Here is a 22,470-nt window from a genome sequence, read left to right on the forward strand (position 1 = left end):
GGGGTATAGCGCAGTCCGGTAGCGCGCCTGCTTTGGGAGCAGGATGTCAGGAGTTCGAATCCCCTTACCCCGACCATATTAAAAATCCTCGTATCGAAAGATACGGGGATTTTTTTTGTCTGCAAAAAAAACACTTTGCTTCAAGTCATCGTACAACTTGCCGATAACGAGCTGTCGGGGCACAGCCCCCCGCTCAAGCCCACAACAAGAAAGGCACTCGTTATGTTTCTTCGACAGTTGAATATTGCCCCCCGTGCTGCGTTGGGTTTCGCCTTGATTGCGGTGCTTGTGGCGCTGCTCGGGATATTTGCACTGGGGCAAATGTCGAGCATCCGCGAGAGTGAAGTGGCGGTGGAGAAACAATGGCTACCGAGTATTCGTGGCGGTGACGAGATTCGCGAGATCATGCTGCGCATTCGCACGATTTCCCTGCGGATGGCCCTGGATCAGGACCCGAAGAACATTGCGCAATACCGCGGCCAAATGGATACCCGCGACAAGGAGCTGAGCGAAAAGATTGCCGCCTACGACAAGCTGGTTACCACGGCTGAAGGCAAGGCGCTGTACGAGCAGTTCAAAAGTACCTTCGCGGCCTATCGCACTGGCATTGCCCAATCGTTCACGCTGGCTGAACAGGGGCGTCGCGACGAACTGACCAAATTGTTGCTGGTGGACATGAAGACCGTGGTCGACGGTTCTGGCAAACAGCTCAGTGATCTGGCTGAGCTGTTCGCCAAACAAGTCGCGGCGGAAAGCGACAAGTCCAAAGACCACTACGACACTTCACGCACCATCGTGAGCGTATTCATCGCCCTCGCGGCATTGGCCACGGTTGGCCTGGCGATGTTGCTGACACGCAGCATCGTGCGTCCATTGAGTGAAGCGGTGAGCGCTGCAGAACATGTGGCTCAGGGCGATCTGACCCGTCCGATCGAAACCCATGGCAATGACGAAGTCAGTCGTTTGCTCAAAGCGTTGGCGACCATGCAGCAAAACCTGCGGGAAACCCTGCATGGCATCAGCGGGTCGGCCACGCAATTGGCCACGGCGGCCGATGAATTGAGCGCCGTGACCCTCGATAGCACTCAGGGCCTGCAGCAACAGAACAACGAGATTGAGCAAGCGGCCACGGCGGTCAATGAAATGACCATTGCCGTGGAAGAGGTCGCGCGCAACGCAGTCTCCACGTCCGATGCCACTCGCCAGTCCAGTGAGTCCGCGCATCAAGGGCAGGAGAGGGTCAGCGAAACCGCCAGTTCGATCAGTGCACTGGCCGACGACGTGCAGAGCACCGGTGAGCTGGTGCAATCGCTGGCCAACCAATCCCAGGATATCGGCAAGGTGCTGGATGTGATTCGCGCCATTGCCGAACAAACCAACTTGCTGGCGCTCAATGCTGCGATTGAAGCCGCGCGCGCGGGTGAGAGTGGTCGCGGGTTTGCGGTGGTGGCCGATGAAGTACGCGCGCTGGCCTATCGCACGCAGCAATCGACCCAGGAAATCGAACAAATGGTGCAGGGTATGCGCAACGGTTCGAGCCTGGCCCTGGAGGCCATGAACGCCAGCACCTCCCGTGCCGCCAGCACGTTGTTGCTGGCCGAGAAGGCAGGTGAGGCGCTGCAAACCATCACGGCGTCGGTGCATCAGATTCACGAGCGAAACCTGGTGATCGCCAGTGCAGCCGAGGAACAGGCCCAAGTGGCGCGCGAGGTCGATCGCAACCTGGTGAATATCCGTGACCTGTCTGTGCGTTCGGCCGCCGGGGCCGATCAGACCAGTGCATCGAGCCATGAGCTGTCGCAGTTGGCGAATGCCCTGCAGGGGATGGTGCGGCGCTTCCGGGTGTAATGTTCTCGGATAAAACAGTGGGAGTGAGCCTGCTCGCTCCCACAGGGGTCGGGCGGTATCAGTGCAACTTGAGCCGTGGCTCGGTGCCACGCCCGATCTTACTGCCCAGCATCAACATTGCCGTGCGGAACGGCCCGTACAGCGCCATCTGGTGCATGCGATACAAAGACACGTAAAACATCCGCGCCAGCCAACCTTCGAGCATCACGCTGCCAGTGAGGTTGCCCATCAAGTTACCCACAGCAGAAAAACGCGACAGCGAGATCAGCGAGCCGTAGTCGGTGTACTTGTATTCAGGCAATGCCTTGCCTTCAATCCGCAGTTTCAGCGACTTGGCCAACAATGACGCCTGTTGATGCGCGGCTTGCGCGCGCGGCGGCACGTTGCGGTCGGTACCCGGTTGCGGGCAGGCCGCACAGTCACCGAAGGCGAAGATATTTTCGTCACGGGTGGTTTGCAGGGTCGGCAGCACTTGCAGCTGATTGATGCGGTTGGTTTCCAGGCCATCGATGTCCTTGAGGAAACCCGGTGCGCGAATCCCTGCGGCCCAGACTTTCAGGCTGGCCTTGATCACGTTGCCATCGGTGGTGATCAGGCTGTCTGCCGTCACTTCGCTGACCGCTGCGTTGGTCATGACATTGACCCCGAGTTTCTCCAGGGTTTTATGCACAGGCCCGCCGATTCGCTCCGGCAGCGCAGGCAGAACCCGTGGCCCCGCTTCGATCAGGGTGATGTGCATGTTTTCCGGTTTGATCCGGTCCAGGCCATAGGCCGCCAGTTCGTGGGCGGCATTGTGCAGTTCGGCGGCCAGTTCGACCCCGGTGGCACCGGCGCCGACGATGGCAACGCTGATCTGTTCGACCTTGTCGGTCTGCCCGGCATGGGCACGCAGGTAGTGGTTGAGCAATTGCTGGTGGAAGCGCTCGGCCTGTTTGCGGGTGTCGAGGAACAGGCAATGCTGGGCTGCGCCCTGGGTGCCGAAATCGTTGGTGGTGCTGCCGACGGAAATCACCAGCGAGTCGTAAGCCACTTCCCGCGCCGGAACCAGCTCAAGGCCGGCCTCGTCATAAGTGGCGGCCAACTGGATTTTCTTTTGTGCGCGATCGAGCCCGCTCATGCGTCCCAGCTGGAACTCGAAGTGGTTCCATTTGGCCTGGGCAACATAGTTGAGTTCATCTTCGGAGGAGTTCAGGGAACCGGCTGCCACCTCGTGCAACAGCGGTTTCCAGATGTGGGTCAGGTTCGCGTCAACCAGCATGACACTGGCGATGCCGCGTTTACCCAGAGTCTTACCCAGACGGGTAGCCAACTCCAGACCGCCGGCGCCGCCGCCAGCGATGACAATACGATGGGTCATGGGGATATCTCACAAGGCTAAAGGAAATCGGTGCAGTCAACCGAGCGAGCATGAGGGTCTGTTGACGTTTGAAGACGACGCGGTTCGTCATCAAACGTCAACAGACCCTCGGCGGCTCATAGCGTCAGGTAACTGATAAGTCGGCTCAAAAGGCCAAGACCAATGGTCACTGCCAACACCAGCACAAGGAGCATCCACGGCCGGAAGGGCCGGCGCTCGACTCGGTGCTGGGACAGATGCAGGTACTCTTCGACATGCTTCTGGTCGTCGGGGTTCAGGCGGCTGGTCATATCGGGCCTCGTCAGGGGTAGACGTTGCTGATCGCGGAGAGGTTACAAGTCGATTTAACGAACGTTGAACGGAGCATAGCCGCTGTCCGGAATGGGCTCGACGCTCACCGTATCGTTCAGGCGAATGATTCCACTTTGTAACACTCGGGCGGTGATTCCGCCATGTCCGCGAACGGCTTGAAAGGTCCCGGGGCCGAGGTTGTTTTGCAGGCGTGCGCACGGCTGGCACCAGCCAGTGGTTTCGAAAATCGCCTGGCCAATTCTGAAGCGACGCCCCTTGAGGCTGAACAGGTTGATACCGCTGATAACGAGATTGCGCCGTAACTCATCAGGCAGCACCGGTTTATCGTGCGGGCGGCCCATCAGCGAACTGATCACCGCCAGATGCTCCCATTGGATCAACGTCACTTGTCGCGCATTGCGTACGCCTGGCCGGGCTCGATCACCGGTCAAGCCAGCCTCCAGTCGCGCTTCCACGGCTTCCAGTTCGATCATCGGCACATGAGGTTGCGGGCGCACGCCAATCCAGCGTACGCGACCGATTTGCGGGACATCAGCGATCAGTTCCTGCAATGGGCTCACAGACTGATCCCGACGTCGAAAACGATGCTGCGCCCCAGGTTGCTGCGCAGGAAGTCCGGTGCATCCGGATGCGCGAAGAGCACGCGGGCGAAAGTCGGGCCGACCAATGACAACGAGCGCCAGCCTTGGCGCAGGTATTCGGTAGGCGGCGGGAAATGGCTGTTGAGGTCCAGCACTTCGCGCTTGAGGCTGGCGAAGGCGATGATGTCCAGGTCGCCCAGATCCATGCCGCGTTCTTTGTAGTTATGCGCTTTTTTGCGCAAGGTCGGCGCCAGTCGCAGCAAGAATTCGTTGGCCGGGATGCGCCGCGGCTTGGCCTCGCGCCGTACCAGTTGGCTCAGGGAGAATGCGCTGCGGCGGCGTTGCAGCTCATCGCGCCATTCGTCGTTGAGGCGCCGGCCTTCGTCGAGGACGAAGAACACCTCGAAGCTGGCATCGCGAAACAACACGTCCGGCGGTTCGCCTGCCGGGGCGAATTCGTCGGCACGATAGGGAATGTTCAAGCCTTGCAGCAGGCGCTGGCAGACCCAACGCTCACGCTCCCATTTGCGGGCATTGGACAGGAACGCGTTGGCTTGCTCGGCCGCGATGGTCAGCAAGCGTAAGTAATCTGAGTCATCCATAGGCCCAAGCTTAGCGTTCAATTGCGACAAGCAGAAAGCGTTAAGCGGTAAACAGCGTCACTGGGCACCGGGAAGCGCCGGTGTAAACTGCTGGCCACTACCCATGCGATTGAGCGAGGAATTGAATGTGAAGTATTGGTCAGTGTTACTGCTCGGGCTTTTACCACTGTGGGCCCATGCGCTGGAAGTGGGTGAGCGACTGGCGCCATGGACGCTGCTTGATCAGTTCGATCAGGCCTTTACCCTCGACAATCGCACTCAGACGCTGCTGGTGGCGCGCAGCATGGAAGGCGCCAAGTTGGTCAATGCTGCGTTGCAGGGCCAGCCCAAAGGCTATCTGGAGGCCCGTCATGCAGTATTTCTCGCGGATATCGAGCGCATGCCACGGCTGATCGCCAAAATGTTCGCCGTGCCGGCCATGCGCGATTATTCCTACCGGGTCATGCTGGACCGCGATGGCCGCGTTGCACCGAAGTATCCCGGTGCTGTGGATAGCGTGCTGTGGTTACAGCTCAAGGATGGCCAGTTGGTGGCGCAACACGAGTACGCCACGGCTGCACAGTTGCGTGAGGCGCTGGAGACGTCTCGCCCATGATTGGCGCCGAGCTGCTGTCATCTCAGAGTCTGACAGTCGGCTGGCTGATTTATGTGCCGGTGTTGCTCTGGGCGATCTGGCGTGCGCCATGGGTTGAGCTGTTCACTGACAGCCGTCGCCAGCATCTGCTGTTCGGTACGGTGTTCGCGTTGTTCATGTTGTGGTTGGTGCGGCGGGATTTCGATACCGGCGTGTCCTATCACTTCATTGGCATGACAGCGGTAACGCTGTTGCTGGATTGGCCGCTGGCGATCATCGGCGGACTGGTGGCGCAGTTGGGGCTGGTGTCGCTCGGGCGACAGGATTTGATGGCGGTCGGGGTCAACGGCGCGTTGTTGATTCTGTTGCCGGTGCTGGTGACCGAATGCTGCGCGATCCTGGTGGAGCGCGCGCAGCCACGAAATCCCTTTGTGTATATCTTCGTTTCCGGATTTTTTGCGGCGGCACTGTCGGCGTTGCTGTGTCTGCTGCTGGCGCTGTGGCTGCTGTGGTTCGACGAGCGTTTTGAGATGCCGTACTGGCTGGAGGATTTTGTCGGTTACCTGTGGTTGCTGATTTTTCCCGAGGCCTTTATCAACGGCATGGTGGTCAGTGCTCTGGTGGTGTTCTGCCCGGAATGGCTGGAGACCTTCAACCGCACGCGCTACCTTTCGGCGCCCTGGAAGGACGACGATCCGAAGTCTTGATTCACATCAAACCCTGAAAGCGCTGGCGATCTCATGCTCGGCAAAACCTTCAGGAGTTTCGTCATGAGTGTTTATGAGTGGGCAAGGCAGGAATTGCGCCAGAGTCTGGATTCGGCGCAAGCGGAAGGATTTGATCCTGGGTTGAGCCTGCGCGCCTTGCTCAGTGCCGTGGTGCAGCAGAGCAAGGCCGTCCGCAGTGCGGAAGATCTGGCCGACGAGTTGCATTTCCTGGCGGAAAACCTCGACGACGGTCAGGACTACGGCTTCATGCGGCCCTGACGACGGGCATCAGTGACGCGGATCGAAGTCGCCGCTGAACAACTCGTCCTCGGCATCGGGGGGCACGGGAATCTTGTGTTCTTCCGACGCCCAGGCCCCCAGGTCGATCAGTTTGCAACGGTCCGAACAGAACGGGCGGAATTTGCTTTCGGGACTCCATTCGACAGGGGCTCCGCAAGTCGGGCATTCGACGGTTGGGGTTTGGCTCATGACTGGCCTCCACGCAAAGTAAGGTAAAAGTGATGCAGGCGTTCAACCTCGCTGTGCAGCCAGGCGAGGTCGCGGTCGTTGACCACCACGTCGTTGGCGTGTTTCAGGCGATCCTGGCGGCTCGATTGGGCCTTGAGGATCGCCTGGACCTGCTGCTCGCTCGTCTGGTCACGCCGCAGTGTGCGTTCGATCTGTAGTTGTTCAGGGACATCGATCACCAGCACCCGTTGGGTCATGGCGTACTGCCCGGACTCGATCAGCAGCGGCGAAACCAGAATCGCATAAGGCGATTTTGCCAGCGCCAGATGTCGAGCGATTTCCTCGGCGATCAGCGGATGCAGCAACGCTTCGAGCCAGCGACGTTCTTCCGGCACCTCGAAGATCCGTTTGCGCAGCGCGGCGCGGTCCAGTTGCCCGTCGGCGAGTAACACATCCGTGCCGAAGTGTTCGGCGATCTTCGCCAGCGCCGGCCGCCCCGGTTCGACCACCCAACGGGCGGCATGATCGGCATCGACCACATGCACGCCGAGGTCGATGAAATGTTGGGCCGCCGCGCTTTTTCCGCTGCCGATGCCGCCGGTTAGGCCGAGAATCCAGGGTTTTTCCACAGGGGTATTCATTTCAAACCGACAAACTGCCAATAGAAGTCGGTTATTTGAACACCCCAGAGCAAGGCAATCCAGCCAGCAATGGCCAGATAGGGCCCGAAGGGGATGGGGGTCGAGGTTTTTGCCTTGCGCAGGCGCAGGATAATCAAGCCAATCACGGCACCCGCCAGGGAGGAGAGGAGGATGGTCAGCGGTAATATTTGCCAGCCACCCCAGGCGCCAAACATCGCCAGCAATTTGAAATCGCCATGGCCCATGCCTTCCTTGCCGGTGATCAGTTTGAACAACCAAAACACCGACCACAGCGCCATATAGCCGGTGATCGCGCCCCACAATGCATCCTGCAACGGCGAGAACAGGCCGAGGCTGTTGACGATCAGCCCCAGCCACATCAGCGGCAGCACCAGCACGTCCGGCAACAATTGATGTTCAACGTCGATCAGGCTCATGGCCAGCAGGCCCCACGTCAGTAGCAGGGTCATGCCGGCTGGCCAGCCGAAACCGAAGTGCCAGGCAATGAACGCCGACAACAGGCCGCAGGCGAGTTCGGTCAATGGGTATCGTTTGCTGATCGGTGTCGTGCAAGACGAGCAGCGTCCGCGCAGCAGCAGGAAACTGAGCAGCGGAATATTTTCCCAGGCCCGAATCCGGTGACCGCAGTGCGGGCACTGGGAATGGGGCAGCAGCAGGTTGTAGGTCGGCAGCGGTGTTTCGCCGGGCAGCCCGAGAATGTCATGGGCCTGCAGGCGCCACTCGCGCTCGAGCATTTTCGGCAGGCGCCAGATCAGCACGTTAAGAAAGCTGCCGACCAGCAGGCCGATCACCCCGGTGATGACGACAAAGGCTAGCGGGTAGTGGGTGAGAATTTCGTTCAAGGGCATATCAGATCGCTGAGCCGAGTTGGAAGATGGGCAGGTACATCGCGACGACCAGGCCACCGACGATAACGCCCAGCACCACCATGATGAACGGTTCCATCAGGCTGGTCAGATTATCGACCATGTTATCGACTTCGTCTTCGTAGAAACCCGCGACCTTCTCGAGCATACCGTCCAGCGCACCAGACTCCTCGCCAATGGCGGTCATCTGGATGGCCATGTTCGGAAAGATGCCCGAAGTGCGCATGGCGAAACTCAGCTGCATGCCCGTCGAAACGTCCTGCTTGATCCGCTGCACTGCGCGCTTGAACACAATGTTGCCGGTCGCGCCCGCCACTGACTCCAGAGCTTCCACCAGCGGCACACCGGCGGCGAACGTGGTCGCCAGCGTACGGGCGAAACGGGCCACGGCGGATTTGTACATCAAGGTGCCCACCAGCGGCAGTTTCAACAACCCGGCGTCCATTCGGTCGCGAAAAGCCTGGGACGTCCTGAAGGCATGGCGCATGGCGAACGCCCCTGCGATCAGTACCCCGAGCACCATCCACCACGCGTCCTGCATGAACCGCGACAAGCCAATGACCATCACAGTGAAGGCGGGCAACTCGGCTCCGAATCCCTGGAATACCGACTGGAATTGCGGCACCACTTTGACCAGAAGAATCCCGGTGACGATCATCGCGACGAACACCACCATCAGCGGGTAGGTCATGGCTTTCCTGATCTTGGCCTTGAGGCTTTCGCTCTTTTCCTTATAAGTCGCCACCCGTTCCAGCAGCGTATCCAGCGCCCCGGCCTGTTCGCCGGCGTCCACCAGATTGCAGTACAGCTCATCGAAATACCGGGGCTTTTTGCGCAGGGCCGCAGCAAAGCTGTTGCCCGCCGCGACGTCCTGTTTCACCTCGTCCACCAGCGCGCGCATGGCCGGGTTATCGAAGCCTTCGCCGATGATGTCGAACGACTGCAGTAGCGGCACCCCGGCTTTCATCATGGTTGCCATTTGCCGGGTGAACAGGGCAATGTCCCGGGCCTTGATGTGGTTGCCCAGGTTGAGCAGCGAGGGGGTTTTCCTGCGAACCTTGCCGGGGGTGATGCCTTGCTTGCGTAACTGCGCCTTGATCAGTGCCGGGTTATGTCCGCTCAGCTCGCCGGTTATTCGGGTGCCTTTGCGATCAGTGCCTTCCCAGGCATACACACTGATTTTTGCTGCTTTGACCGCCATGTTCTGTCCTTGGTGACCCTTCGATTTGCAGTGAGTTGCCTTCTGGCATGATCCGCCGTGGTCATTCACCACTTCCTGAATCCCCGCTCACCCCTTGTCGCTGTCGTTGCAGTGTTCGCACCCGACTGGCTCATAGATCGTGAATGTGCCGATGCGTTCCTCGGGAATACCTTTCTTGAGCTGGGCCTCGCGGGGAATATTCGCCGACCGGGGCCGATTGCCTGGCCAGATCGTAAAAGGCGATTTCATGCATTGAAGTACCCGCCGCACGACTTACAGCCTAGTCAAAGGGAGGAACCACAACACCCGGGATGAGGTGACAAAAACTGTCAGATAGTGCGGATCCTGGGGGTGGGAAAGGGTGTTGTGGCGGTCGTGCACCCCGCCAACAGGGCGCGCGGGGCCTGGCATGGGCTGTGCTGCGACAGCTTCAGATCATGAGATTTCGACTCATGCACGGAGGCTGTCAATGCACAAACAAAGAGGCTTTACCCTGATCGAGCTACTGATAGTGGTCGCAATCATCGGGATTCTGGCGACGTTCGCCATTCCTGCGTACTCCAAATACCAGGCGCGGGCCAAGGTGACGGCGGGGCTGGCTGAGATTTCGGCCTTGAAGGTGCCGTTCGAAGACGTCATCAATCAAGGCGACGATCCGGATCTGGCTAAGGTAACCGGGACACCGGTCACCTCTAACTGCACAATGACAGCGACCGGTAGTGCTGCGGATGGCACGGGCACTATTGCCTGCACCCTTGTGAATGCACCGGGCCCCGTGCTGAATAAAACCATTACCTTGGCGCGAACGCTGACGGGGTGGACGTGCGCCACCACAGTCGATCAGGACTACGCGCCCAAAGGTTGCACGGGCGTTGCCCCGAAAGTCTGATCCATGAGCTGATTGCCAATACCCCGCCGTTCGCGGGGTATTTTTTGTCCGGCTTCACAGCAAATGAGGCTTGAAGAAAAACTGCGTTAATTCATGGCCTTAGGCCTGCGGCAAAACCCGCAACTTGCATGTAGAGATTTTCAAAGTCATGCATTTTGCATGATTCCGGAAAATGGCAATTTTCCTAAGTTATTGATTTATATAAATTTATTATCGGTTTCAAAGTTGGCACAGCGTTCGCACTCTCTCTGGTAACCCTGCTGAAAAGAAATCCAGCAGACTTTCCAGAAAAACAGGAGTTACTCGTATGAAGAAGTTCGCTATCGCTGCCGCCACTGTTACCGCGCTGACCCTGACCATGGCCAATGCTGCATTTGCACAGACTCAAGCCACCCCGGCACCCATGATGCTGGCGGCCGGTGAGATGACCAAAGCCGAGGAAGCTACTTCCGATACCTGGATTACGACCAAAGTCAAAAGTGACCTGCTCACCGAAAAAGGCATCCCTGGCACCGACATCAAAGTTGAAACCAATAAGGGTGTCGTGTCTCTGTCATCCACCGTTGCGGTGACTGACGCTCAGAAAGCCACTGCCGTGGCGATCACCAAAAAAATCAAAGGCGTCAAAGCGGTCTCCGCTGACGGCCTGAAAGCCGAATAAGGCACGACTTCTCGCCTGGACTGGGAGAAGGCGCGGCAGGCGGGCCGAGTTATACGCCTGTCGCCTCTGAGGAGTTCATGCGAACGGCCATACGGATGTGGCCATTACAGGCCCCGGCACTCGTGTCGGGGCCTGTTCTATTGTGGCGTCGCAAACGAACGGGAGATCGGTTCTTGCGTTGTCTTTGCTTCACTCGGCGTCCAGATGCAGTGGTGTAACGACCTTGCCGTCCTTTTCCGCTTCGCCCAGTTGGGCATCGATAAAGTACACGCGGTCATCGGCGAGTTGACCCTTGTCGACCAGATAATCCTTGATGCTGCTGGCGCGATCCTGCCCCAGCTGACGCAATAGCACGTCGCTGGTACTCCAGAATTTGATCACGTCGGCGCGCATCTTAGCCGTGCGTTCCTCCTTGCCCAGGTCCTTCCATTCGGCGGGTGGCTGGGTCTTCAGGCGAGTGCGGTAGATCCCTTCCAGCAGCGGGCCCTTCTCGTTGTCCGGCACCACCAGCATCGAAGCCTGGGCGGGCACTTTGTCGCCGCGGCGCTGGAGCATTTTGTAGTAGTTGTACTGGTATTCCCGTTCCAGGCGTTGTTCGGCGATCAATGGGCCGTCGCTGCTTTGCGCCGCCGTGCCTTCGATCTCCAGACGCAGGGCCGGACGCTCTTTGAGCGCGTTGGACAGTTTGACCAAAGCGGCTTCGGCGTCCTTGCTCAGGTCGCTTGAACCAGGTGCAAAAGACACACTGCCCAGGTCTTCCGAGCCACCGCCGCTGACCAGCCCGCCGATCAGTTTGAAGGGAGCCGCCGCCGCTTTCACGATCAGGTTGCGCAAGGTCTGCCAGACGATCGGCATGACGCTGAACTGCGGGTTATTGAGGTCGCCGGTGACCGGCAGTTCGATGGAAATCTTGCCATCGACGTCCTTGAGCAAGGCTATCGCCAGTTTCAGCGGCAGGCTCACGGCGTCGGGGCTGTCGACTTTTTCGCCCAGTTGCAGTTGTTCGACCACCACTTTGTTCTCGGCTTTTAGCTGGCCTTTGGTGATCAGGTAATGCAGGTCAAGATTGAGTCGGCCCTTGCGGATACGGTAACCGGCGAACTTGCCGGAGTAGGGTGTCAGCGTGGTCAGCTCCACACGTTTGAAGCTGGTGGCGATGTCGAGGCTGGCCATCGGGTCGAACGGATTGACCGCACCCTTGATGGTCACCGGCGCATAGCGGTCGACCTTGCCCTTGACGTCGACACTGGCGGGTTTGGCCTGGCGGCTGTCGATGGTGCCGATCTGCCCGTTGAGTTGTTGGATGGCGGTCGCGAAGTTCGGCGTCAGGCTGAAGTCGGCGAAGTTGGCCGAACCGTCATTGATGGCAATCCCACCGATATGAATACCCAGTGGCTTGTCCTTGCTGGCGGCAGGTTTGGCGGCAGCAGTCCTGGCGCCGGAATCGGCCGGTTGCGGGATCAGCAGATCATCGATGTTGGTGGTGCGGTCATCGTTGATCATGAATCGCACATAGGGCTGCATCAGGTTGATTCTGTCGATCGAGAGGCTATCACCGTGTTGATAGTTCAGGCCTTCGACCATGACCTGCTGCCATTTGAGAAAATCGCGGGTTTTCAGGGTGTCGAGCGTATGCAGCTGATCAACCTGGGCGCGCCCGGTAACGCTGAAGGCCAAGGGTTCGGTGCTTTTCAGGTTGACCGCCAGATCGCTGCCGAGCATGCCGCTGCGCAGTTCCAGGCGTATGAATGGCGTGATGTAGGACTGGGCGACCCGCAGGTCGATGTCCTTGGTCTGGACATTGAGCCTGGCGCTGATCGGGGCCAGATTGACCTCCCCGTCTGCCAAAAGCTTGCCTTGTTTGCCTACGCCCGTGTCGAGCTTGAGCGTAAAAGGCGAGCCATTGAGACTGTCGAACTTCTGAAGGTCGAGATTCAATGGTCCCAATTCCAGCGCGACGGCGGGTTGTGCCTTGCGGTCGGCCAGATGCACCTGATAGTCACGCAGTTGCACGTCGTTGAGCAGGACCTGCCACGGTTTGCTCGGTGGAGCAGGGGCGGGCTTGGGTGAATCGGCTGCCGCCGGCGTGCTGGCCGGTTCAGCCTTGGCCTTGGCGGCGGGTTTGGATGGCTGGCTGGCGAACAGCTTCTGCCAATCGAGTTGGCCATCAGCCTCCAGTGCCGCCCAGGTTTCCAGTTTACGGCTGCGGATCTTGCCGACCACCACCTGCTGTTTGGCCAGGTCCACGGTGGTATCGCTGATGTCCAGTCGCTCAAGCTTCACCAGTGGCCGTCCATCCGGCGCCTTGATGGAGAAGGGCGCAACGCTGACCGCGACATTGCTCAGCAGCAACTCGGTCTGCTTGGACAGGTTGAGTTTGTAGTCGGTGCTGATATTGACCACACCGCTTTCCAGGTCCAGGGGCACTGCGTCGCGCACGTAGGGCCAGAAGGATTTCATCTTGCCGTCAGTGATTTTCAGCTTACCTTCGGAGGCAATCGGGATCAGGCTGAAGTTACCCGTCCAGTCGACCTGTCCGCCGCCCGGGCCGATTGCGACCAATGTCATGTCGGCACTGTCTTCGGGCCGGGTGCTGAGGTGTTTAAGCTCGAAATCGAGCTTGTCGTAGATAAATTCGATGGGTTCGCTGGGGCGCTCATCCTTGAAGTGCACGACACCACCGGCCAGATTGATCCGGTCTATGCGCAGCGGGAACGGTTTTGCATCGGGATCGGCGGGTTTCGGTTCGCTCTGTGGCAGTTTGAACAACCCGAGCAGGTTGAGTTTGCCGTCCTTGCCGAAGAGGATCTCGGTCTTGGATTTTTCCAGTTCGATATCGGACAGATGCAGCGTCTTGGTCCAGAGGCTATCGAGTTGCAGGTTGGCGTACAGGCGTTCGAAGCCGATCTGCTCCTTGCCGGGCTCGCCGATACTCAAGCCCCAAAGTGTCACTTCAAGGCTGAACGGGTTGAGTTCGATCCGCTGGAGAGTGGCGGGCATCGTGGCGTAGTTGGCCAGTTGCTGGTTGGCAATACGCAGGGCGATGCCCGGTAAAATCAGAAACCCCAGCAGACTGTAGAGCGCCAGAGCAGTCAACAAGGCGCCAATGGCGCGAATCAATCCTTTGTACATGTGTGGCTTCATCTGTCTGAATCGGAGTGCCTTGGAGTATGGCACGCGATTCCGGTTCCGAAGCAAACAGCCTGCTCAGGATTTTTCAGATTTGTCTGACACGGATCAAAGCTGCAGGATCAGAGTTTTCAGTGGCGGTTGATGATCCATCGACGGGAAATCGGCCCCGGGCTTCATCACCGTCCACTCACGCACCGGCCGCCCGGCTTTCTCGGCGCAACGTAAAACCTGTTCACGCCAGTCGTCCATGCTGACTTTTGCCAGGTTGTTGCAGCAGATCAGCACGCCATTGTCGGCGGTGGTCAACAGGGCGGGCTTGAGCAGGCTCTGGTAGTCGCGCAGCAGGTCGACGGTGCCGAAAGCACTCTTGGCCCAGGCTGGTGGATCGAGCAGTACCAGATCATATTGGCGCTGTTCCAGGCGCTGATAGCTTGGCAGTTTCTGCCCGCGTCGCTGGCTGATCGGCAGGCCGGCCAATTGGCGGATGGCCGGGAAGTAATCGGACTGAATGAACGTCATGGTCGGCAATTGCGGGTTGAGCAGGCCATTTTCACGACCGACTGCCAGATTGCCTTCGGCGAAGTCCAGGTTGCACACCTCGCTGGCGCCACCGGCCGCGGCACTGAGGCCGACCCCGCAGGTGTAGGCGAACAGGTTCAGCACACTTTTGTTTTTGCTGTGGTCCTTGACCCAGCCGCGCGTGTTGCGCAGGTCGAGGAACAGCAAAGGGTCTTGCCCGGCGTGGCGTCCGCGGACGCGGTAATTGAGCCCCCACTCGTGGCCGACCAGATCTTGCAGGGCCGCTTCGTCGGCGCGGTAGACGGTGTCTTCGCGATCGATACGCGAGTTGCCACGGGAGCGGTCGTTGTAGACCAGCAGCAAGTCGAGGCCCAGATGCCGGTTGACGATTTCATGCAGTTGCAGCAGTGCCTCGCGTTCCAGCGACTGGTGGAAGCTTTGCACCAACAGTTGCGGGCCGTAGCGGTCAATCGTCAGGCCCCCGGCGCCTTCCTGGCTGCCATGGAACAGGCGATAGCAGTCGGTGCCTTGCTGGTGCAGTTCGGCCAACAGGTCCTGGCGATATTCAAGGGCGGCGCGCAGCGCCTGATTCAAGGAAGACATGCTGGGCGCCTTGCAGGAGGGAATTTGGCGCGGGAGTTTAGCAGTTACTGAGATTGAAGCTTCAAGCTTCAAGCTTCAAGCTTCAAGCTTCAAGTTTGCGGCTTGCAGCTCTGAGCATCAGGTCAATAACCCCATGCGCCGTTTGGCACGCTGCACCGAGCCATTACGCACCGCCCAGCGCAGCATCGGTGCGCTGCGATTGACGCTGGCGCGGATCAGCTTGCGTTGCAACGGGCTCTGGCTGACGCCGAGCAGGTCACTGGCCCAGTCCGGTAGCAGATCGATCCCGGCCTGCATCATCATCCCCCCGAAAGGCTTGGCCAAACGGCTGGGAGAGGGGGCGTTCAACAGCAGCCGCAACACTTCACGACTGCGTTCGTCGCACAGCAGTTGCGGGCGAATGCGTTCAAGGTAGTCGGCAACTTCGCGTCGGGAACGGGGCACATCGCGGGCCCCAAGACGTTCGGCGACCAGGGCGATTTCTGCGTAGTAGCGATCCTGATCGGTCGGAGAAAGGTGCGGGTTGCGATAGCGCAGGTGCGCAGCGAGGAAGTTGCTGACCTCGGCCACATGCACCCAGGTCAGCAGGTCGGGGTCGCTGGCGGCATAGGGGCGACCATCGGGCGCCGTGCCGGTCACTTGCAGATGAATGGTGCGGACTTTCTCGATCAGCCAGTCGGCGTCCTGTCGCGAACCGAAGGTGGTGCCGGAAATGAACTGCCCCGTGCGGCGCAGGCGACCGAGCATGTCCTCGCGAAAATTCGAATGGTCCCAGACACCGGCCAGCGCCAGCGGATGCAGGGCTTGCAGCATCAGGGCGCTGATACCGCCGATGAGCATGCTGCTGAAGTCGCCGTGAACCTGCCAACTCACCGAGTCAGGCCCGAACAGGCCCGGATCGCCTTTGGGGTTTTCCAGATCAAGTTTGCCCAGGGACAAGCCGGTCAGGCTCATGATTTGGCTTTCGATACGGCTGCGGATGAATTCCATGGGGGCTCAGTAAGTTTCTGCAGGAGCGAGCTTGCTCCTACAAAGGTTCGTTATGGGTTCAGGCGTTTGTCGATCAAGCCCTGCACTACGCTTGGGTCGGCCAGTGTCGAGGTATCCCCTAGGCTGTCCAGTTCGTTGCAGGCGATCTTGCGCAGGATACGCCGCATGATCTTGCCCGAACGGGTTTTCGGCAAGGCTGGCGCCCACTGGATCAGGTCCGGTTTGGCGAAGCTGCCGATTTCCTTGCTGACATGGGCCAGTAATTCCTTTCTCAGTTCTTCGTCAGGCGTAATGCCGTCCATGGGGGTGACGAAGGCATAGATGCCTTGGCCCTTGACGTCATGGGGATAACCGACCACCGCGGCCTCGGCAATGCTGTCGTGCAGCACCAACGCGCTTTCCACCTCGGCGGTGCCGATACGATGCCCGGAAACGTTGATCACGTCGTCAATTCGCCCGGTAATCCAATAGTCGCCATCTTCGTCGCGGCGTGCGCCGTCACCGGTGAAGTAATAGCCGGGGTAGGGCTTGAAGTAGGTGTCGACCATTCGTTGCGGGTCGCGGTAGACGCTGCGGATCTGCGCTGGCCAACTTGATTTTATGGCCAGCACGCCGCTACCGGCGCCTTTGATTTCCTTGCCGTGCTCGTCGAGCAACACCGGTTGCACGCCGAACATCGGTTGTGTGGCGCAGCCGGGTTTGATCCGTTGCGCGCTGACCAAGGGGCTGAGCATGATGCCGCCGGTTTCGGTCTGCCACCAGGTGTCGACGATCGGACAGCGCTGTTCGCCGACAACATTGAAGTACCACTCCCACGCTTCCGGGTTGATCGGCTCACCGACGCTGCCCAGCAGTCTGAGGCTTGCCCGCGAAGTGTCCTGCAACGGCCCGGCGCCTTCACGCATCAGTGCGCGCAGGGCCGTTGGGGCGGTGTAGAAGATGTTGACCTTGTGTTTATCGATCACTTGCCAGAAGCGCGAAGTGCTCGGGTAGCTCGGCACGCCTTCGAATATCAGTGTGGTCGCGCCATTGGCCAGCGGGCCATAGACGATGTAGCTGTGCCCGGTCACCCAGCCGACATCGGCGGTGCACCAGAAGACTTCGCCATCGCGGTAGTCCAGCACGTATTTGAAGGTCATCGCTGCCTGCAGCAGATACCCACCGGTGGTGTGCAACACCCCCTTGGGTTTGCCGGTGCTGCCGGAGGTGTAGAGGATGAACAGTGGATCTTCGGCGTCCATCGGTTCGGGTGGGCAGTCGTCCGTGACATCGCGCAACGCCTGGTGGTACCAGATATCCCGGCCTTCGACCCAGTTCACCTGATTCTGTGTGCGCTCGACCACGATCACTGTGCTGACGCCAGGGCAACTTTGCAGCGCCTTGTCGACATTCTGTTTGAGTGGCACGAACTTGCCGCCGCGCACGCCTTCATCGGCGGTGATCACGGTGCGGCAGTCGGCGTCGAGAATCCGGTCGCGCAATGAATCGGGGGAGAAACCGCCGAACACGACGGAGTGCACCGCGCCGATGCGCGTGCAGGCGAGCATGGCGAACGCCGCTTCGGGAATCATTGGCATGTAGATGCACACCCGGTCGCCTTTTTTCACGCCACGGCTTTTGAGCACGTTGGCCAGGCGACAGACGTTGTGATGCAGTTTTCTGTAGGTGATCTGTGTGGATTCGGCGGGATCGTCGCCTTCCCAGATGATCGCGGTTTGATCGCCACGCTTTTCCAGGTGACGGTCGATGCAGTTGTAACTGACGTTCAACTGGCCGCCGGCAAACCAACTGGCCTCACCGGTTTTCAGGTCATAGCGCTGGACGGTCTGCCAGGGTGCGCTCCAGTCGAGAAAACGGTTGGCCTGTTCGGCCCAGAAGGTACTGGGGTGTTCAATGGATTCGCGGTACAGGCGATGGTAGTCGTCCTGACTCAACTGTGCAGCCCGGCGGACGGCATCGGCTTTGGGAAACGTGCTGATATCGAACATGACGGTTCCTCATTCTTGTTTTTGCGACAAGAGGGGAGCTGCGCGACCCTCGTAGAAGCTGGCAAGCCAGCTCCTACAAGGTTAGTACCACACGCAGGATTAGCGTCAAATCAGCCGCGGTGACGACCACGGAAGTAGTTGATCAAGCCTTGTGTGGACGCGTCGTCAGCCGGCGCTTCTTCGCTGCCCACCAGACGGTTGTAGACGCCCTTGCCCAACTCCTTGCCCAGCTCCACGCCCCACTGGTCGAAGGCGTTGATGCCCCAGATCACGCTTTGTACAAAGACCTTGTGCTCGTACATCGCCACCAGTGCGCCGAGGCGGCGCGGGCTGATGCGCTCGACCACCAGGGTGTTGCTCGGACGGTTGCCCGGGATCACTTTGTGTGGCGCGAGTCGTTGCACTTCGGCTTCGCTCATGCCCTTGTCACGCAGCTCGGCTTGCGCCTCGGCGAGGGTTTTGCCGAGCATCAGCGCCTGGCTTTGCGACAGGCAGTTGGCGTACAGCCACTGGTGGTGGTCGGCCACCGGGTTGAAGCTGACGATCGGCACAATGAAGTCGGCCGGAATCAATTGGGTGCCCTGGTGCAGCAACTGGTGGTAAGCGTGCTGACCGTTGCAACCCACGCCGCCCCAGATCACCGGCCCGGTATCGGTCGAAACGGCGGTGCCGTCCTGACGCACGCTCTTGCCGTTGGATTCCATGTCCAGCTGTTGCAAGTGCTTGGTGATATTACGCAGGTAGTGGTCGTACGGCAGGATCGCGTGGCTCTGGGCACCCCAGAAATTGCCATACCACACGCCGAGCAAGGCCAGCAGCACGGGCATGTTCTGTTCGAACGGCGCGGTCAGGAAGTGCTGGTCCATGGTGTAGGCACCGGACAGCAGTTCCTTGAAGTTCGACATGCCGATGGCCAAGGCAATCGGCAGACCAATGGCCGACCACAGCGAGTAACGCCCGCCCACCCAGTCCCACATCGGGAAGATGTTCTCTTCGCGGATACCGAAGGCCACGGCGGCAGCGTTGTTGCTTGAAACCGCGATGAAGTGACGATGCAGCTCGGCTTCCGAACCACCCTGGGCCAGGTACCAGGCGCGGGCGGCCTGGGCATTTTTCAGGGTTTCGAGGGTGTTGAAGGATTTCGACGAGACGATGAACAGCGTGGTCTCGGCACGCAATTTCATGGCCAGTTCGTGGAACTCGCTGCCGTCGATGTTTGCGAGGTAGTGGCAACGCACGCCTTTCTGGGCGTAGGCCAGCAGCGCCTCTGACACCAGTTCAGGGCCGAGGAACGAGCCACCGATGCCGATGTTCACCACATCGGTGATCGGTTTTTCGGTGTAACCGCGCCACAGACCGTCGTGGATGCGGCCCACGAGGTCAGTGATCTGGTTCAGCACCTTGTGCACTTCCGGCATCACGTTGACGCCGTTGACCGACAGCTTGTCGCCAACCGGGCGACGCAGGGCGGTGTGCAGGGCAGGGCGGCCTTCGGAGGCATTGACGATTTCGCCGTCGAACAGCGACTTGATCGCGCCCTTGAGGTCGACTTCGTTGGCCAGGCCAACCAGCAGCTTGCGGGTCTCGGCGTTGATCAGGTTTTTCGAATAATCGAGAAACAGGCCGCAGCTGCTGAGGGTGAATTGGGTAAAGCGCTGCGGGTCGGCATTGAAGGCCTCGCGCATGCTGAAATCCTGCATGGCCTGGCGGTGGTCATTCAACGCTTGCCAGGCAGGCAGAGCGGTAACGTCATGAGGGGTGCGGTAGTACGCCATCGCTGCGGGTTTCCTTTTTACTTGAACGGCTTTTATGACACTGAAAGTCCCGGAATGTCTCGGCCACATTGTGGACGAAGTCCGGTCAGCCTGCGTGCACACGATTAAATAGCGCAGACCGGTAACAGTAAACCTCGCCGGTTGATCTGTCTTGGCTTTGTCTGACCTGCGACCGGTACTTTTTTATACCGGTACGGCAGGCGAGGACAATAGAGAGGGGGCCGGGGTGGAGTATGGCGGGTTCGATCAGGCGACCTGAACCGGAATGGCATTGCTGGTGTGGCTCAGTTCATTGCCTGGCGCCATGTAGAGCATGCGCGGCTTGAAATTAAGCAATTCGGCTTCGCTGTAATGGGCGTAAGCGCAGATGATCACGCGATCGCCGACCTTGGCCTTGTGCGCGGCGGCACCGTTAACCGAGATCATGCGCGAACCTTCTTCGCCACGGATGGCGTAGGTGGTGAAGCGCTCGCCGTTATCGACGTTGTAAATCTGGATCTGTTCGTACTCACGAATGCCGGACAAATCCAGCCATTCGCCGTCGATGGCGCAGGAGCCTTCGTAATCGAGTACGGCATGGGTGACTTCGGCGCGGTGCAGCTTGGCTTTGAGCATGATGGCGTGCATGAGTGTTTCCCGGGTCGGAATCGAACGGCGGGCAGTTTGCCCGATGGCGTTGGGGGCGACAATACAGCTTGGAATTCAATTGACGGAGCAGTCGGAAACTCTGTGGGAGGGGGCCTGCTCGCGATGCCTGACGGTCAGCCAACACAGCTGTTGAATGTCAGTCCGTTATCGCGAGCAAGCTCGCTCCCACAGGAATGGAGGTGCTCGGAATTATGCGTCGAGATTCAGGTGCAGGTTGTCGATCAACCGCGTCGTGCCCAGGAATGCTGCGACCAGAATCACCAGGTCGCGGTCTTCGGGCATTGCCGGCCGCAAGGTCAACGCATGGCGAATTTCCAGGTAATCCGGACGCAGGCCTGCCGCTTCGAGCTTTTGCAGTTGTGCGCGGATCAGGGCCGGATAATCGCGTTCACCCTGCTTGATCGACTCGGCAATCTCGCTCAGCGTGCGATACACCACCGGCGCAACGGCCCGCTGGTCTTCGTTGAGGAAACCGTTGCGCGACGACAGGGCCAGGCCGTCGGCGGCGCGAACGGTCGGTTCGCCAATGATCTGGATCGGCATGTTGAGGTCGTGAACCAGTGCACGAATCACCGCCAGTTGCTGGAAGTCTTTCTGGCCGAAGATCGCCAGGTCCGGCTGGACCATGTTGAACAGCTTGCTGACCACTGTCGCCACGCCCTCGAAATGCCCCGGACGGCTGGCGCCGCACAGCCCTTCGGACAGTTGTGGGACGCTGACGCGGGTCTGGCCCGCCATGCCGTCGGGATACATCTCTTCAACGGTGGGTGCGAACAGCAAGTGGCAGCCGGCCTGGAGCAGTTTCTCCTGATCGGCGGCGAGGGTGCGCGGGTACTTGTCGAGGTCTTCGCCGGCACCGAACTGCAACGGGTTGACGAAAATGCTCGCGACCACGAAATCCGCTCGTTGCGAGGCTTTGGTCACCAGTGCGATATGACCACTGTGCAGGTTGCCCATGGTCGGCACGAAAGCGATGCGTTTGCCTTCGCTGCGGGCGCGAGCCACGGCGGCTCGCAGTTCGCGTACGGTTTTTACGGTGTTCATGCAGAGAATCCGTGTTCGATGCCGGGGAAAGTTGCTGCTTTGACTTCAGTGACGTAGGCACTCAAGGCTGCGTGGATGCTCTCCTGGCCGGCCATGAAGTTCTTCACGAATTTGGGGACGCGGCCGGTCATGGACAGGCCCAGCATGTCGTGCAGGACCAGTACCTGACCGTCGGTGCGATTGCCGGCGCCGATGCCGATTACCGGAATCTTTACCGCTTGGGTGATTTCCTCGGCCAGTTCGCTGGGAACGCACTCGAGCAGCAGCATTGCCGCGCCGGCCTGTTCCAGCGAAATCGCATCGGCACGCATCTGCCGCGCCTGGTTTTCGTTACGGCCCTGGACTTTGTAGCCGCCGAGGATGTTCACCGATTGTGGCGTCAGGCCCATGTGCGCGCACACCGGGATGCCGCGTTCGGCGAGCAGACGGATCGAATCCGCCAACCACAACGCGCCTTCGACTTTGACCATGTGCGCGCCAGCCTGCATCAACAGGGCGCTGTTGGTCATGGCCTGTTCGGTGGTGGCATAAGCCATGAATGGCAGGTCGGCGAGGATCAACGCATCGGTGTTACCGCGTTTGACCGCGGCCACGTGGTAAGCCATTTCGGCGGTCGTGACCGGCAGGGTGCTGTCGTGACCTTGCAAAACCATGCCGAGGGAGTCGCCCACCAGCAAAACTTCAACGCCAGCCTGATTGCAGGCGTGGGCGAAGGTCGCGTCATAGCAGGTCAGCATGGTGATTTTTTCACCTTTTTGCTTGAGACCTTGCAGCGTGGTCAGGGTGATGGCTGGCATGAAAAGTTCCTCATTCAGGCGCTGTGGAAACTACTGCGAGTAACGCGCGTGATTCTTCGTTAAATACAGGCGCACGTTCTTTTGTCGTGCTTGTAAGGCCTGGATTGCGCCCTTCAACGCCGTGTTGACGGCAACGGGACGCCTATAGTCGTGAGGAGAACTCGGGAAGTCAATTGGGTGTGTTACCGCCTTGTTACGTCTGGGGTGTTACCGGGGTTACTGATGCGATTCAGCAAGTTCTGTAGG

The 22,470-nt window shown here is 59.5% G+C and carries 22 protein-coding genes and 2 pseudogenes; 7 read left to right on the forward strand and 17 right to left on the reverse strand.

Annotated elements, in window-relative coordinates; all coding sequences use genetic code 11:
* Nucleotides 1–222 precede the first annotated feature (222 nt).
* Together AC1Q6D_RS31700 and AC1Q6D_RS31705 are read left to right on the forward strand one after the other, a co-directional pair.
* Nucleotides 223–993 (forward strand): annotated as a pseudogene (locus tag AC1Q6D_RS31700) (MCP four helix bundle domain-containing protein); the annotation flags it as partial.
* Complete coding sequence (locus AC1Q6D_RS31705; protein WP_371919944.1) at nt 985–1,848, forward strand: methyl-accepting chemotaxis protein; 864 nt, start codon at nt 985–987, stop codon at nt 1,846–1,848. The pseudogene AC1Q6D_RS31700 and the gene AC1Q6D_RS31705, both read left to right, overlap by 9 nt.
* Before the next feature lie 58 nt (nt 1,849–1,906).
* Here the strand turns inward: AC1Q6D_RS31705 and AC1Q6D_RS31710 are convergent, their stop codons facing one another.
* The 4 genes from AC1Q6D_RS31710 to AC1Q6D_RS31725 all read right to left on the reverse strand — a co-directional run bounded on the left by AC1Q6D_RS31710 (nt 1,907) and on the right by AC1Q6D_RS31725 (nt 4,700).
* A complete protein-coding gene (locus AC1Q6D_RS31710; RefSeq protein WP_047533385.1) occupies nt 1,907–3,205 on the reverse strand; it encodes an NAD(P)/FAD-dependent oxidoreductase in 1,299 nt (432 codons plus the stop codon).
* Between the two features lie 116 nt (nt 3,206–3,321).
* Entirely contained in the window at nt 3,322–3,495 is a 174-nt protein-coding gene (locus tag AC1Q6D_RS31715) for a DUF3094 family protein (RefSeq protein WP_047533382.1), read from the reverse strand.
* A 54-nt stretch (nt 3,496–3,549) separates the two neighbouring features.
* The gene (locus AC1Q6D_RS31720; RefSeq protein WP_103406790.1) at nt 3,550–4,077 is read right to left on the reverse strand and encodes an MOSC domain-containing protein; all 528 of its coding nucleotides are present in this window, start codon (nt 4,075–4,077) and stop codon (nt 3,550–3,552) included.
* Nucleotides 4,074–4,700 carry a DUF1780 domain-containing protein gene (locus AC1Q6D_RS31725; RefSeq protein WP_047533376.1) on the reverse strand — a complete coding sequence of 209 codons (627 nt, stop codon included), beginning with the start codon at nt 4,698–4,700 and terminating at the stop codon, nt 4,074–4,076. Before AC1Q6D_RS31725 ends, AC1Q6D_RS31720 begins: the two co-directional genes overlap by 4 nt.
* Nucleotides 4,701–4,827: 127 nt before the next feature.
* Here AC1Q6D_RS31725 and AC1Q6D_RS31730 point away from each other — a divergent pair, with 127 nt between their 5' ends.
* The 3 genes from AC1Q6D_RS31730 (at nt 4,828) to AC1Q6D_RS31740 (ending at nt 6,260) form a co-directional block, all read left to right on the forward strand.
* The gene (locus tag AC1Q6D_RS31730; protein ID WP_103406802.1) at nt 4,828–5,295 is read left to right on the forward strand and encodes an FAD/FMN-containing dehydrogenase; all 468 of its coding nucleotides are present in this window, start codon (nt 4,828–4,830) and stop codon (nt 5,293–5,295) included.
* A complete protein-coding gene (locus AC1Q6D_RS31735) occupies nt 5,292–5,981 on the forward strand; it encodes an energy-coupling factor ABC transporter permease (protein ID WP_103406791.1) in 690 nt (229 codons plus the stop codon). The genes AC1Q6D_RS31730 and AC1Q6D_RS31735 overlap by 4 nt, the downstream gene beginning before the upstream one ends.
* 63 nt (nt 5,982–6,044) lie before the next feature.
* A complete protein-coding gene (locus tag AC1Q6D_RS31740) occupies nt 6,045–6,260 on the forward strand; it encodes a hypothetical protein (protein ID WP_047533370.1) in 216 nt (71 codons plus the stop codon).
* Nucleotides 6,261–6,269: 9 nt separating this feature from the next.
* Here AC1Q6D_RS31740 and yacG read toward each other — a convergent pair whose 3' ends face one another.
* From yacG to AC1Q6D_RS31765, 5 genes and pseudogenes are all read right to left on the reverse strand, one after another.
* Nucleotides 6,270–6,470: a DNA gyrase inhibitor YacG gene (yacG, locus tag AC1Q6D_RS31745; RefSeq protein WP_103406792.1), complete on the reverse strand. Its 201-nt coding sequence runs from the start codon at nt 6,468–6,470 to the stop codon at nt 6,270–6,272.
* Nucleotides 6,467–7,090 (reverse strand): dephospho-CoA kinase, encoded by a 624-nt coding sequence (gene coaE, locus AC1Q6D_RS31750; protein ID WP_103406793.1) that lies wholly within the window; start codon nt 7,088–7,090, stop codon nt 6,467–6,469. The genes yacG and coaE overlap by 4 nt, the downstream gene beginning before the upstream one ends.
* Nucleotides 7,087–7,959 (reverse strand): prepilin peptidase, encoded by an 873-nt coding sequence (locus AC1Q6D_RS31755; protein WP_103406794.1) that lies wholly within the window; start codon nt 7,957–7,959, stop codon nt 7,087–7,089. Before AC1Q6D_RS31755 ends, coaE begins: the two co-directional genes overlap by 4 nt.
* Nucleotide 7,960: 1 nt before the next feature.
* A complete protein-coding gene (locus AC1Q6D_RS31760; RefSeq protein ID WP_103406795.1) occupies nt 7,961–9,178 on the reverse strand; it encodes a type II secretion system F family protein in 1,218 nt (405 codons plus the stop codon).
* Between the two features lies 1 nt (nt 9,179).
* Nucleotides 9,180–9,388 (reverse strand): annotated as a pseudogene (locus AC1Q6D_RS31765) (type IV-A pilus assembly ATPase PilB); the annotation flags it as partial.
* Between the two features lie 259 nt (nt 9,389–9,647).
* On the opposite strand from AC1Q6D_RS31765, the gene AC1Q6D_RS31770 reads away from it, so the two are divergent.
* Together AC1Q6D_RS31770 and AC1Q6D_RS31775 are read left to right on the forward strand one after the other, a co-directional pair.
* Nucleotides 9,648–10,067, forward strand: coding sequence for a pilin (locus tag AC1Q6D_RS31770; protein ID WP_103406796.1), 420 nt, complete (start codon nt 9,648–9,650; stop codon nt 10,065–10,067).
* A 307-nt stretch (nt 10,068–10,374) separates the two neighbouring features.
* Complete coding sequence (locus AC1Q6D_RS31775) at nt 10,375–10,728, forward strand: BON domain-containing protein (protein WP_103406797.1); 354 nt, start codon at nt 10,375–10,377, stop codon at nt 10,726–10,728.
* A gap of 189 nt (nt 10,729–10,917) precedes the next feature.
* Here the strand turns inward: AC1Q6D_RS31775 and AC1Q6D_RS31780 are convergent, their stop codons facing one another.
* The 8 genes from AC1Q6D_RS31780 to panB all read right to left on the reverse strand — a co-directional run bounded on the left by AC1Q6D_RS31780 (nt 10,918) and on the right by panB (nt 22,224).
* Nucleotides 10,918–13,872, reverse strand: coding sequence for a DUF748 domain-containing protein (locus tag AC1Q6D_RS31780; RefSeq protein ID WP_103406798.1), 2,955 nt, complete (start codon nt 13,870–13,872; stop codon nt 10,918–10,920).
* Nucleotides 13,873–13,965: 93 nt separating this feature from the next.
* On the reverse strand, nt 13,966–14,982 hold the full coding sequence (locus AC1Q6D_RS31785) for a class I SAM-dependent rRNA methyltransferase (RefSeq protein ID WP_103406799.1): 1,017 nt from the start codon (nt 14,980–14,982) through the stop codon (nt 13,966–13,968).
* A gap of 117 nt (nt 14,983–15,099) precedes the next feature.
* Complete coding sequence (locus AC1Q6D_RS31790) at nt 15,100–15,972, reverse strand: oxygenase MpaB family protein (protein WP_103406800.1); 873 nt, start codon at nt 15,970–15,972, stop codon at nt 15,100–15,102.
* A 50-nt stretch (nt 15,973–16,022) separates the two neighbouring features.
* Nucleotides 16,023–17,960, reverse strand: coding sequence for an acetate--CoA ligase (gene acs, locus AC1Q6D_RS31795; RefSeq protein ID WP_103406801.1), 1,938 nt, complete (start codon nt 17,958–17,960; stop codon nt 16,023–16,025).
* A 110-nt stretch (nt 17,961–18,070) separates the two neighbouring features.
* Nucleotides 18,071–19,735 (reverse strand): glucose-6-phosphate isomerase, encoded by a 1,665-nt coding sequence (gene pgi / locus AC1Q6D_RS31800; protein WP_047533342.1) that lies wholly within the window; start codon nt 19,733–19,735, stop codon nt 18,071–18,073.
* A gap of 246 nt (nt 19,736–19,981) precedes the next feature.
* On the reverse strand, nt 19,982–20,362 hold the full coding sequence (gene panD, locus AC1Q6D_RS31805; RefSeq protein ID WP_003228271.1) for an aspartate 1-decarboxylase: 381 nt from the start codon (nt 20,360–20,362) through the stop codon (nt 19,982–19,984).
* A gap of 210 nt (nt 20,363–20,572) precedes the next feature.
* Nucleotides 20,573–21,427 carry a pantoate--beta-alanine ligase gene (panC, locus tag AC1Q6D_RS31810; RefSeq protein WP_103406709.1) on the reverse strand — a complete coding sequence of 285 codons (855 nt, stop codon included), beginning with the start codon at nt 21,425–21,427 and terminating at the stop codon, nt 20,573–20,575.
* Entirely contained in the window at nt 21,424–22,224 is an 801-nt protein-coding gene (panB, locus tag AC1Q6D_RS31815; RefSeq protein WP_103406708.1) for a 3-methyl-2-oxobutanoate hydroxymethyltransferase, read from the reverse strand. The genes panC and panB overlap by 4 nt, the downstream gene beginning before the upstream one ends.
* Nucleotides 22,225–22,470 lie beyond the last annotated feature (246 nt).

The sequence above is a fragment of the Pseudomonas sp. MT92 genome (assembly GCF_058792515.1).